At 59.9% G+C, this 12,517-nt stretch carries 13 protein-coding genes; 10 read left to right on the forward strand and 3 right to left on the reverse strand.

Going from position 1 to position 12,517, the window contains the following annotated elements; genetic code table 11:
• Positions 1-105 precede the first annotated feature (105 nt).
• A complete protein-coding gene (locus ACW5XD_RS05825; protein WP_456494051.1) occupies positions 106-1,383 on the forward strand; it encodes a cation:proton antiporter in 1,278 nt (425 codons plus the stop codon).
• A gap of 470 nt (positions 1,384-1,853) precedes the next feature.
• Positions 1,854-2,030: a hypothetical protein gene (locus ACW5XD_RS05830; protein ID WP_098980954.1), complete on the forward strand. Its 177-nt coding sequence runs from the start codon at positions 1,854-1,856 to the stop codon at positions 2,028-2,030.
• 152 nt (positions 2,031-2,182) lie between these two features.
• Here the strand turns inward: ACW5XD_RS05830 and ACW5XD_RS05835 are convergent, their stop codons facing one another.
• Positions 2,183-2,704 (reverse strand): GNAT family N-acetyltransferase, encoded by a 522-nt coding sequence (locus tag ACW5XD_RS05835; RefSeq protein WP_456494052.1) that lies wholly within the window; start codon positions 2,702-2,704, stop codon positions 2,183-2,185.
• A 117-nt stretch (positions 2,705-2,821) separates the two neighbouring features.
• Positions 2,822-3,643, reverse strand: a complete 822-nt coding sequence (locus tag ACW5XD_RS05840) for an HDOD domain-containing protein (RefSeq protein WP_456494053.1) — start codon at positions 3,641-3,643, stop codon at positions 2,822-2,824.
• A gap of 174 nt (positions 3,644-3,817) precedes the next feature.
• Between ACW5XD_RS05840 and ACW5XD_RS05845 the strand changes: the two genes are divergently transcribed.
• A complete protein-coding gene (locus tag ACW5XD_RS05845) occupies positions 3,818-4,081 on the forward strand; it encodes a hypothetical protein (protein WP_005316314.1) in 264 nt (87 codons plus the stop codon).
• Positions 4,082-4,359: 278 nt separating this feature from the next.
• Here the strand turns inward: ACW5XD_RS05845 and ACW5XD_RS05850 are convergent, their stop codons facing one another.
• Complete coding sequence (locus tag ACW5XD_RS05850) at positions 4,360-5,034, reverse strand: Dph6-related ATP pyrophosphatase (protein WP_456494054.1); 675 nt, start codon at positions 5,032-5,034, stop codon at positions 4,360-4,362.
• Between the two features lie 248 nt (positions 5,035-5,282).
• On the opposite strand from ACW5XD_RS05850, the gene ACW5XD_RS05855 reads away from it, so the two are divergent.
• The 7 genes from ACW5XD_RS05855 (at position 5,283) to ACW5XD_RS05885 (ending at position 12,377) form a co-directional block, all read left to right on the forward strand.
• Complete coding sequence (locus ACW5XD_RS05855) at positions 5,283-6,599, forward strand: MFS transporter (RefSeq protein WP_456494055.1); 1,317 nt, start codon at positions 5,283-5,285, stop codon at positions 6,597-6,599.
• A gap of 143 nt (positions 6,600-6,742) precedes the next feature.
• Entirely contained in the window at positions 6,743-7,459 is a 717-nt protein-coding gene (locus ACW5XD_RS05860; RefSeq protein WP_456494056.1) for a MarC family NAAT transporter, read from the forward strand.
• A 162-nt stretch (positions 7,460-7,621) separates the two neighbouring features.
• Positions 7,622-7,825, forward strand: coding sequence for a hypothetical protein (locus ACW5XD_RS05865; protein ID WP_456494057.1), 204 nt, complete (start codon positions 7,622-7,624; stop codon positions 7,823-7,825).
• Between the two features lie 271 nt (positions 7,826-8,096).
• Entirely contained in the window at positions 8,097-8,993 is an 897-nt protein-coding gene (gene murQ, locus ACW5XD_RS05870; protein WP_456494058.1) for an N-acetylmuramic acid 6-phosphate etherase, read from the forward strand.
• 99 nt (positions 8,994-9,092) lie between these two features.
• On the forward strand, positions 9,093-10,547 hold the full coding sequence (murP, locus tag ACW5XD_RS05875; protein WP_456494059.1) for a PTS N-acetylmuramic acid transporter subunit IIBC: 1,455 nt from the start codon (positions 9,093-9,095) through the stop codon (positions 10,545-10,547).
• 103 nt (positions 10,548-10,650) lie between these two features.
• A complete protein-coding gene (locus ACW5XD_RS05880) occupies positions 10,651-11,724 on the forward strand; it encodes a porin (RefSeq protein WP_456494060.1) in 1,074 nt (357 codons plus the stop codon).
• 44 nt (positions 11,725-11,768) lie between these two features.
• Entirely contained in the window at positions 11,769-12,377 is a 609-nt protein-coding gene (locus ACW5XD_RS05885; RefSeq protein WP_456494061.1) for a DUF2057 family protein, read from the forward strand.
• The last annotated feature ends 140 nt before the right edge of the window (positions 12,378-12,517 follow it).

Here is a 12,517-nt window from a genome sequence, read left to right on the forward strand (position 1 = left end):
CCATATACTCATAAATAGGTAATGAGTAACATGTGACCCCAGAGTACCCTATGCCCGTCCTCAATAGGGATACGTGCTTGCTGTTTACAAAAGAGAAAAATAACTATGAGCGTCTACTACACACTCTGCTTCCTGGCAGCGTTGGCGATCTTCATCGCCTTTGCCAATCAGTATGTTGTGAAGATCCAGACCACCATCGCCATCACCGCCGGATCCATGCTGATCTCCGCGCTGCTGGTGCTGTTCGGTAAGCTGGGCTGGTTCAATCTCGAACCCCTGGCCGTCAAAACCATGGAAAGCATCGACTTCCAGAATTTCCTGCTGAAGGGGATCCTGGGCTTCCTGCTGTTCGCCGGTGGTCTCGGCATCAATCTGAAGGCATTGCGTAGCCAGAAGTGGGAGATCACCATTCTCTCCATCGTGGCGACCCTGCTCTCCACCTTCATCATCGGCTACGGCTTCTGGTTCATCGCCAGGCTGCTGGGCTGGGAATTGCCGCTGGTCTACTGCATGTTGTTCGGGGCCCTGATCTCCCCCACCGACCCCATCGCCGTGCTGGCCATCGTCAAGAAGATGAAGGCGCCACCCCAGATCGCCATCCAGATCGAAGGGGAATCCCTGTTCAACGACGGTGTCGGTCTGGTGATCTTCGCCACCGTGTTTGCCGTCGCCTTTGGCGGGGTGGACCCCACCTTCGGCAGTGTGGCCGGCCTGTTCCTGCATGAGGCCCTCGGCGGCATCTTGTTCGGCGCCGTGCTGGGCCTCATCGCCCACGTGATGATCAGCGCCACCGATGACGGCTCCCTGGAGCTGCTGCTGACCCTCTGCATCCCGACCGCTGGCTTTGCGCTGGCCAACATGGTCGGCGTCTCAGGCGCCCTGGCCATGGTGGTCACCGGCATCATGATCGGCAACTGGACACGCCATTCGGGTTTCTCCGAGCAGAGCAGCCATCACCTGGATCACTTCTGGGAGTTGATGGACCAGTTCCTCAACGCCCTGTTGTTCCTGCTGATCGGTCTGGCACTGGTGTTGCTGGAACTCGCCTGGCAAGACTGGATCCTGCTGGTCATCGCGGTTCCCCTCTGTCTGGCCGCCCGCTTCATCAGCGTGTCGCTGCCCTACATGGCCTTCCGCCGCTATCGCAGCTACAACAAGTTCTCGGTGCGGATCCTCACCTGGGGCGGTCTGCGCGGCGGTCTGGCCATGGCCATGGCGCTGGCGTTGCCCTCCGGTGTCATGATGTTGCCGGAACACGGCGTCGATCTGCGGGAAGTGATCCTGGTGATGACCTACTCGGTGGTGATGTTCTCCATCGTGGTGCAGGGCATGACCATCACCCCCATGATCACCGCCGCCAAGAAGGCCAGCGGCGACTACTGAGTCACCCGCTGACCCCGGTTGGCACCATGCAAAAGGGCTCCCGACGGGAGCCCTTTTTGTGGCTGGCGATACTGAAAAAAACGGATTTGATACAAAACCACCAAATAATTGTTTGCTTTTTATTCATATCGAGGAGAGAATGCGCACCGGCTAGTTAATCAGCCCTGTTTATGTTTACCCTGCAATGCTTCACCTCACGATGAATCCTGTCAGTATCCGCATAACCTTCTTCTGATTTACTCGCCTCGAGAACCGTCAGGCTGTCTGCCTGCGTTGCCCGGCTCTCACGGCGCAGACCCGTTCTGCCCACCCAATTTGATTTATGCATCAGCATATTCCTTGACAGTGCAGACGCCCGTGACTCGGGCTGGGTATTCCTGCGCGCTTGTCGACCCTGGCGGTTGACCGCGCCCATTAACCTGAAATTTGCAAAACAAGGAGCAAACACTTAATTTATATAGAGAAATACCATGATGAAAGCCATACATACACACAAGCCCCTGCGTCGCAGCAAACCCATCAACCTGCCTCCACAAGAGCAGGATTCCGATGCGTTCCTGATCCAGTTCAGCACCCGCTTCAGCGGCGGTTTCGCCATCTCCTGTGATGGTATCGCTGGCGAGTTCTCCATCGAAGACCTCAACTGATCCTGCCTGCCAACCGGCAGCGCCCGATGCAGACAGGCCGCAACTCACGGCGGCCTCTTTGTTTCACCTCTTGAACTTAATTTCTCCCGCACCAGCGCGACTCACAGCGCCTTCCATCACAGACTGTCAGCCACGTCTCGCCGTTGCACGCTTCAGACTGGACAGGTTTGAGTTCCGACCGCCTCCAGCAGCAGACACTCGTCAGCATCCTCGCTCAACTTGACCAGACGACTGCGCACCAGCCCCAGCTTGGCCAGCAGTGCCACCGATCGCTCGTTGCCCGGCGTGACGATGGCGATCACCCGCACAATCCCCAGCCTTTCCCGACCATCCTGCAGCGCCGCCTGCGCCGCTTCTATGCCGTAACCCTGACCCCGATAGGCGGGCAGGAAGGCATAACCTATGTCTTCGCAAGGCAAGGTATCGCGCTTGATAAGACCGCAGATGCCGAGCTTGGCCTCATCACTCCTGCGCGCGACCAGATAGAGACCGTGGCCATGGAGGGCATAGCTGACGGCAGGCCCCTGCTGGATGTAGTTTTCGGCGTCGAACAGGGTGCGAATACCCCGATCCCCTATGTAGCGGTGAAAATCGGGATCGTTGAGCAGTTCGAGAATGAAGGGGGCATCGGCTATGGTCAGTTCGCGCAGCAGCAGGCGCTCGGAGAGGATCATGGCAAGGACTCTTTCAGCAAAAACAGGCCCTCAAGACTGCCCCTGCTCCGCCTCGTTGGCAAGGCAAACTCCATGAAAAAGGGCCGCAGTGCGGCCCCGATAACAGGATGAGCAGGCTCAGGCCGCCAGCAGACCCGCATAGCCATTGCCCTGCTCGCGCAAGGCCATGAACACGGCGGCACAATCCGGCCAGGCCAGGCCGAGTCGCTCGGCCACCTGCGTGGGCCACTCGGGTGGCGCCTCCTCCCCTACATCCGACTGCGCCGCCAGCACTATGCCCAGGTGGATCAATGCAGCCTCGGCAGAGAACTCCTTGGCCAGCAAGGGGTTGTAATGATACTCCACCGCATGGCAGATGCTGAGAGGGAATTGCCAGCGCCTGGCCATCTCGGCCCCTGTCTGGGCATAGTTGAAGCCGACCACCAGCTCCTCGGCCTTGGCGCGCCCCTTGCTGGGCTCCAGATCCTTGATATGGTTCACCATGTTCTCCGGCAACCCCACATGCATGATGAGCCGCCCCATGTCGTAGAGCAGGGCGCAGGTGAACACTTCTTCCCCCTTCATGCCCTTGAGCTTGGCGAGTCGCCTGGCCAGCTCGGCCACGTCGAACACCTTGCCCCAGAAGTGTTTGAGGTCGATGCCGGGCACCGCATTGATGGAGCCTGTCAGACCACAGGCCAGCACCATGTTGCGCACCACATCGACCCCGAGTCGCACCACCGCCTCGTTGACGGTGGCGACCTGGCGACTGCCGCCAAACTTGGCGGAATTGGCCAGCCGCAGCAGCTTGGCCGAAATGACGGGATCCTTGTTGATCTTCTTGGCGATCAACAGGATATCCGGTTCCTTCTCACTGAAGGTCTGCACCAGATCGCGCATGACTTCGGGCACATTGGGCAGATTTTGGGGCTTGGATAACAGCGAGTCTATGGTGGGCATCTTGATATCCGTCCATGCAATTTTATGATGGTTTTCGTTTGCCGACAGCAAACCCACAATAAGTATGGGTAACAAAAAGCAGCCTCACAGAAATGTTTTTATCGACATATTTCAATGTGTTAATGCCATTGTGGCTATACTGGCACCCTTTATGACATGACGAGGAAGTTGAGCATGAGCGAATCCACCGAGTTCTTTGACGAACAGACCCTGCTGGAGATGGTCGACAACCAGCTGATCGACGGCCACCCATTGCAGGTCAAGGCGACCCTGATGCGGCTGGTGATGAAGGGCACCCCACGGGAAGAGGCGCTGCAATACATTGCCTGCGCACTCGGCGCCGAACTGATGGCGATGGAGGCCGAACAGGGACCCTTCAACCTTGAGCGTTACGCTCAGTTTCTGGACTCCCTGCCCGAGATGCCCTGGGCCGAGTAAGCGCTCTTGCCAGCGATTATCATGGCTGCCATTGCACGCGCGGGGGCAGAATTGCCGTGATAGCAACCCGGGCTGAAGCACTTCCCCCCGTTCCTGCGCCACCACACCCGCCCAGTTCAACCAAGAAGTGAGGCCACCATGTCCCATCAGGATGGTGGTCCCCATCATGTTGGCGGGATGAAGCAACCACTTCGACCTCACGGATGCCTTCACCCGCAGTTTCACGACGTCGCCCTGCGCTACAACGACGACAAGGGCGAGCGGGAGTCCAACCGCGACTAGACGGTGGCGGGCAGCAGGTCGGTGAAGACGAAGCCATCCCGCTCCACCGTCTCCCCCACCCGGATGGCCAGCGGCCGCTGGAACATGGGGCCGTCCCAGGCCAGGGTATGAAACTCGCCATTCTCGCCGCAGGGATCTACCCCGTCGGGCAGGGCCGCCAGCAGGGCCACGTCAAACTCATGCCCGCCGAGGGTAGCGGGCAGTTTGCGCGGATCCAGGGTGCTGATCCTGGCTCGGAGCCCTGCCGCCATCATCTCGCCTGCCAGCTCGTCGGTCTTGCTGCCCCACAGCGGAAACAGCGGCGTGATCCCCGTCCCCACCAGCTGCCGCTCCCGATAGGCGCGCACATCCTCGAGGAAGAGATCACCAAACGCCATGTGGTGGATCCCCTCTGCCACCACACCTGCGATGAAGTCGGTCATGATGCGGGCGTAATCCTCATTGGTGCAGGGCCAGGGTAGATCGAGGGTGGTCAGCGGCAAGCCAACGCACTCGGCTTGCTGCATCAGCAACTGCTTGCGCACCCCGTGCATGGCCACCCGCTCGAAGGCCTGATTGAGGGTAGTAAACAGACCCACTACCTCAATGGCCGGATCCTGTCGCAATGTGTGCAACGCCCAGGCACTGTCTTTGCCGCTGCTCCAGGAGAGCAGCACCTTGGTTTTCGTCATGATTTCTTCCGCTGTCTTGTGCCCGGAAACCGACGCGTTTCTGGGCATAGTCGTTGTCATTCGCCCCGGGAGCAGACTCCCGGATGTGGATCCTGTACCACCCACCTCACTGCACCAAAAAGCTGCAAGACAGTATTGCAAATACTGCGATTTACATAACAGGATGCAAAAGCATACCCTCGGTAATGAGCGTGTCCCCTGCAAGGATGGGGAACAATAACTAAAAAAACGATGGGAAACATAAGGATATGACGACAGTCACACAAGCTTACGACCACAGCCGTCCCCTCAACCGACAGGATTACAAGACCCTGAGCCTGGCCGCCCTCGGCGGTGCTCTCGAATTCTACGACTTTATCATCTTCGTCTTCTTCGCCGTGGTGATTGGCGAGCTGTTCTTCCCGGCTGACATTCCCGAATGGCTGCGCCAGTTCCAGACCTTCGGCATCTTCGCCGCCGGTTATCTGGCCCGCCCCCTCGGCGGTATCATCATGGCTCACTTCGGTGATCTCATCGGCCGCAAACGCATGTTCACCCTCAGCATCCTGCTGATGGCGCTGCCCACCCTGCTGATCGGCCTGCTGCCAACCTACGCCACTCTCGGTATCGCAGCCCCTCTGCTGTTGCTGCTGCTGCGGATCCTGCAAGGAGCCGCCATCGGGGGCGAAGTACCGGGTGCCTGGGTATTCGTGGCGGAGCACGTCCCCGCCCGCCGGGTTGGCGTTGCCTGCGGCACCCTGACCGCCGGGCTGACGGCCGGCATACTGCTCGGCTCCCTGGTAGCCACCGCCATCAACCGTGGTATGAGCCCGGCCGAGGTGAGTGACTGGGGCTGGCGTCTGGCCTTCGTGCTCGGCGGGGGATTCGGCATCGTCGCCATGTACTTGCGCCGCTGGCTGCACGAAACCCCGGTCTTTGCCGAGATGCAGGCCAACAAGGCACTGGCGGAAGAGCTGCCGCTCAAGACAGTGCTGCGCAGCCACAAGGGCAGCGTAGTAATATCCATGCTACTCACCTGGCTGCTCTCCGCTGGTATCGTGGTGGTGATCCTGATGACCCCCACCTACCTGCAGAAGGTGCATGGCATCAGCCCGGCCGATGCACTGACCGCCAACTCGCTGGCCATTCTTGCCCTGACGCTGGGCTGTATCGTCTATGGCCGGCTGATCGATGCCATCGGCAGCGGTCCCACCTTCATGTTCGGTTCCCTGCTGCTGGCAGGTGCCAGCTATGCCTTTTATCACGGCTTGATCGCGGGCACCGACCAACTGTTACCGCTCTACACGCTGGCGGGCTTCGCGGTCGGGATCGTCGGTGCCGTCCCCTATGTCATGGTGAACGCCTTCCCGGCAGTGGTGCGCTTCTCCGGCCTCTCCTTCTCCTACAACGTGGCCTACGCCATCTTTGGCGGACTGACCCCCATGCTGGTCACCCTCTGGATGGCAAGCGATGTGCTGGCTCCTTCCCACTATGTGGTAAGCCTGTCGGTGCTGGGCTTTGCCATCGGTATGCGGCTCTGGCTACAACAACGCAAGCCACGCCATTCCCCTCCCCAAACAGCCTGACCAATCAAAAAGCCCTGACCATGTCAGGGCTTTTTGATACTGCTTATGTTCAGCTTGGCAGACATAAGATAGCCTCCCTCCTGGGCCTTGCGACTGACCGGCCCGGGACTGTTCCCTTCCACTTCTGTTATCCGAGGCTCAAGATGTTCTTTCAGGTCGTATTTATCGCCTTGCTTGCCCTGCTGCCCATGGTCAATCCCCCCACCACGGCCACCCTGCTACTGGGGCTGAGCAAGGGCATGTCCCGTGAACACGTGCGTCGCCAGATCAATCTGGCCGCCATCTATCTCTTCTGCACCCTCTGTGTCAGCTTCTTCATCGGCTCCTCCATTTTGGATCTGTTCGGGATCTCGATTCCCGGCCTGCGCCTGGCAGGGGGGCTCATTATCGCCTTCATCGGCTTTCGCATGCTGTTTCCGGCCCCGAGCCAGGCGACTGGCGTCGATATCAACCAGAGCATCGCTTTCGTGCCGCTGACCATGCCCAGCATGTGCGGACCGGGCACCATGGCACTGGTGATCAGCGGCGCCGCCCAGATCGCCGAGCTGCCCGGCGAGTACAACCGCTTCACCGTCTATGCCGCCATGGTGACCGCCTTTGCCCTGATTAGTGCACTCAGCTGGGGTGTGCTCAAGCTGGCGGATCCGGTCTGCAAGATCCTCGGCGCCACCGGCATCGACGCCATAACCCGAATCATGGGCTTCCTGCTGGTGTGCATGGGTATGCAATTCTGCATCAACGGCATCAAGGAAGTGGCGCAGGATCCGGTGTTCCATGGCGCCTCTGCGGTGCAAACGGCACCTGCATTGCCACATGTGTCTGGTGCACTTGAACAGTTGGAAGATGCCCGCCAGCACTGACTGAAAACGATGTCATAAAACCTCAACGATCGTTACTGATCTTGCGCCTGATCATGTTACTGACACACAAATGAGTTAGTGTGATTTTTATACAGATTCAATTCAGAGTGTGCTTGATAGGTTTGTAGATGGGGACACCCACTCACTGCAGGAGACGTGCAAATGGAAAAGATGCTGACCGAGATTGGAAGCTACAGCCTGTTTCATGAATATCTGAATGTGGTCGGTGCCGCCAGCCCCGCCCTGACACGGATCAAAACACGATGGGAATACAAACAGAGCGATCGTCTGGTTGCCCAGATCAGGGTCGATCCACAAGGTAATGCGCGATTCTACATAGACGCCAGAGCCATATCGGTCAACTGACCCAGTTACCCGTATCAACCAGCCCCGGCCACGCTCCGGGGCTTTTTGTTGGCCGTCCATCAGCCCCAGACCCTCATCCACTTCACCAGCGCCACCCAGCCCCCGTCGATATCACCAAGGAGGAATTTTAATGACTTAAAAACAAAAATAAATGGAATAATTAATTATGCGACATTGATCTCATAATAGAAATCAAAAATCGATAATCATGCCTGTCATCAAGAGGGATGTTTTACGCCGGGACTGGCGATGACCTGAAGTAGAGGAAACGATGACCATTGACCTATCAAGCATGATTACCGAGACCCGCAACCCGGCCAGCGGCGAGATCGACCAGCTGCCGACCCTGGAGATGCTGCGCGTCATCAATCAGGAGGATCAGCAGGTAGCGCTGGCGGTCAGCCAGTTGCTGCCCGAGATCACCCACGCGGTCGATGCCATCGCGGCGGCATTCGACAAGGGGGGCCGGCTGGTCTACATCGGCGCCGGCACCTCGGGCCGGCTCGGCATTCTCGATGCCAGCGAGTGCCCGCCCACCTACGGCGTCTCTGCCGAGCAGGTGATCGGTCTGATCGCCGGCGGCCACAAGGCCATACTGCAGGCGGTCGAAAACGCCGAAGATGACGCCGAGCTCGGCGCCCAGGACCTGAAAAACATCCAGTTCTGCGCCGACGACGTGCTGGTAGGCATCGCCGCCAGCGGCAGAACCCCTTATGTACTGGGCGCCATGGCCCACGCCAGAACGGTGGGAGCCACGGTATGCAGCATCAGCTGCAACCCGGGCAGCCCGCTGGCCAAGGCTGCCGATATCAGCATGGTGGCGGTGGTCGGCCCCGAGATTGTGACCGGCTCCTCCCGCATGAAGGCGGGTACGGCGCAGAAGCTGATCCTCAACATGCTCTCCACCGGCGCCATGATCCGCACCGGCAAGGTCTACGGCAACCTGATGGTGGACGTGGAGGCCACCAACGCCAAGCTGGTGGAGCGGCAGAAGCGCATCGTGGTGGAGGCCACCGACTGCGACCGCGCCACGGCGGAGCGGGCGCTGACCGAGGCGGACAACCACTGCAAAACCGCCATAGTGATGATCCTGGCCGGGCTTTCGGCCGACGAGGCCCGCACCCGTCTGCAAAGCAGCAACGGCTTCATCAGCCAGTGTACCCGCTGATCGGCCAACCGCACATTGGCCGGGCCAGGGATGGCAATACCACAACAAAAACGGGGTGCTCAGGCACCCTCATGACACAACAGACTGACTGGGTTCTTTATGGCAAAAATAACTGACTCCATGATTGGCCAGATCATCCAGGCCATCGGCGGCCGGGATAACATCACCAACTGTGGCCACTGCATGACCCGGCTGCGGCTGAGCCTGGCGGACAGCCTGCATGCCGACCGCGATACCATCAAACGGATCGCCGGGGTGATGGGGGTGATTGAAAGCGACAACCAGTTCCAGATCGTGCTTGGCCCGGGCAAGGCCCAGACAGCCTGCGAGATGATGAACGGCATGCTGAGCGCTGATGCGGGCACCCTGACCGCCCCTCGCCCGCAATCAACGGATCTTAGCGACATCGCCGCCGCCAACAAACAGGCGCTGAAACAGAAACAGAGCAGCGCGGCACATCGCTTCCTGGCCAAGTTTGCCACCATTTTTACCCCGCTTATTCCCGGCTTTATCGCAGCGGGGCTACTGCTCGGCTGTGCCACGCTGATCGAGCAGACCCTGTTGCTGGAAGGGCAGCAGACAGGGGGGGGGCTGGCCGAATTCGTCGGCTACATGAAACTGTTCAGCAAGGGATTGTTCAGCTTCCTCAGCATTCTGATCGGCTACAACGCCCAGAAAGCATTTGGCGGATCCGGGGTCAACGGCGCCATCCTCGCCTCCCTGTTTGTCATGGGGTATGACCCCCAGGCCAGCAGCGGGATCTACTCAGGCATCAGCGACTTCTTCGGCCACCAGATCGATCCGCGCGGCAACATCATCGGCGTGCTGATCGCCTGCATCATCGGTGCCTCGGTGGAGCGTCAGGTTCGCCGCTTCATGCCGGACAGTCTGGATATGATCCTCACCTCCTGCATCACCCTGCTGATCATGGGGGCCGTCACCTTTATCCTGATCATGCCCCTCGGCGTACAACTCTACAACGGCATGTCCTGGCTCTTCATCAACCTCAATGGCAACCCGTTCGGTACCGCCATTCTGGCCGGCCTGTTCCTCATCTCGGTAATGTTCGGTATCCACCAGGGGTTCGTACCCGTTTACTTTGCGCTGATGGATGCCCAGGGCTTCAACTCTCTGTTCCCCATCCTGGCGCTGGCCGGTGCCGGACAGGTAGGGGCTGCATTGGCGCTCTACAGCCGGGCAGGCAAGGATTCACTGCTGCGCACTCAGGTGAAGGGCACCATCATCCCGGGCATTCTGGGGGTCGGTGAGCCGCTGATATACGGCGTCACCCTGCCACGGGTCAAACCCTTCATCACCGCCTGCTGCGGTGGTTCGCTGGGCGGCTTCGTGGTTGGCCTAATCTCCTGGATGGGTCTGCCGGTCGGTCTCAACACCGTCTTTGGCCCCTCCGGCATCGTCGCCCTGCCGCTGATGACCTCTGCCCAGGGGATCTTCCCCGGCATGATGGTCTATGCCGTCGGCCTCGCCGTCGCCTACCTCGGCGGCTACCTCTTCACCCTGATGTTCGGCTGCAAGAACGTCGATCTGAGTTAATCCCTCCTCCGGATTGATAGCCAAGGTCTGGCCCCGAGCAATCGGGGTCATGGCCAAACTCATCCCGGCTCTGGCGCAGAGCCCATACAGGAACGATAAAAAAATGAAAAAATCCATGCTTGCTCTGGTTCTTCCCGCTCTGTTCGGCGCAGGTTCCGCCCATGCGGCCGTCATCTATCAGGCTGACGATGGCTCCAACGTCGATCTCTACGGCCGTCTTGGTTTCAACATTTCCGACAAGAAGAGCGGCAATGATCGGGGTGACTTCGATGGCCGTATCGGCTTTACCGCCCGTCAGACCGTCAACGAAGATGTGGCAGTGATCGGCATGGCGCAATATCAGGTCAATGCGGCCGAATACGCCAACAACGTGCAGCAGAACAGCAGCGATCTCACCGCCCGTTACGTCTGGGCAGGGATTGATGGCGGCCAATGGGGCAAGGTGACCGGCGGGCGCGTCTCTTCCGGCCTCATCATGTTCACCGACATCGGCGACGTGTTTGCTGCCTCCGATGTCTCCATGGCGCGCCAGGCCAGCAAGGTGGACTCCACCGCGGTACAGGTGTTCCGTCAGGACGGCACCCTGCAATACCAGAACAGCCTCGGCAACCTGGACTTGTCGCTGGCCTACATCCTCGGCAACGGCACCTCGGATCTTGACTACGGCTACAACGGTGCCCTGCGCTACACCTTCGATCTCGGCGCGGTGGGCAAGCTGGCCCCGGTCATCGCCTACCAGCAGAGCAAGGCAGCCCAGACCGGCGCCAGCAAGGTGGACCCCAACGCCGACGAGTACCGCTTCAGCGGTATCGGTACCCGCTACACCCTGGGCCCGCTGATGCTGGGTGCCCTCTACGCCAAGGATCAGGTGAGCTATCTCAACGGCCAGGCGGACAGCGAAGACAAGGTGTGGGAGCTGACAGCCGTCTACGATATCAACCCGAAGTGGGCGGCCCGCGCCGGCTACCGCCACCTCGACAACGACGGGGGAGACGGTATGAGCCTGCGCGATACCACTCTGGAGCTGCAGTACAAGCTCACCCCGCGTTCCTCCCTCTACAGCGCCTACGTGTTCCGGGGCGGCGAAGACGGGCTGGCCGGCAGCACGGTCACCAGTTTTGGCGGCAGCAGCAACAGCGAGGATTTCTACCACCTCGGCCTGCGCTACGAATTCTGATCTTGTTGCCGGCTTGCGGGCCGGCACCTTTATGGAGTCTTATGATGGCACGATCCTCTCTGCTCTCTCCCTTGCTGTTATCTCCCCTGCTTGCCCTGTTGCTCAGCGTGCCTGTACAGGCAGCCCGGCTGGAACTGGCAGACAACCTCACCCTGCTCGCCTCGCCACAGGGCAAGCCCTCGGCCTTTACCCGGGCCATTGATCTTCCGGCAGGGGAGACACGACTGCTGGTGCGCTTTGACAGCCCAAGCGACCCTCGCTCCACCAACGAGAGCCAGGGACGCGTTACCTCGGCGCCCCTGCTGGTCACCCTCCAGATCCCGTCACAAGGGTCGCTGCAACTGACCACACCCGTGCTGACCAACCCCCAGGCCATTCGCCGCTTTGCCGCAAGCCCCACCCTGCAGCTGGCAACCCCTGACGGCACCCACCCCTTGCTGGCCACCGTACTGCCGCGCAGCCAGGACAGCCTGCTGACCGACTATCAGGCGCTGCTGGCCCGTTACGACGGGTCGGTCGGCGAGACCATCGCCCCGCAGCCCGCCACAGCATCCCACGATGCAGTGCCCGTCGACCCCGAGCTGCAACGGCGCTACCTCGCCGCTGACGCAGCGCAACGCAAGGCCTTCCTGCGCTGGGCCCTCGCCCTCTGAGCCTGCACAGTGCCCATAAAAAAACCACCCGCATGCGGGTGGTTTTTTTAGGCTCTGTCCCAATTACGTGTTGAAAAGCTAATCTTGAAGTAGGCCATCTCCTTGAGGTCTACCATCATGGATACCCCTGCCTTTCAACA

The sequence above is a fragment of the Aeromonas enterica genome (assembly GCF_054052465.1).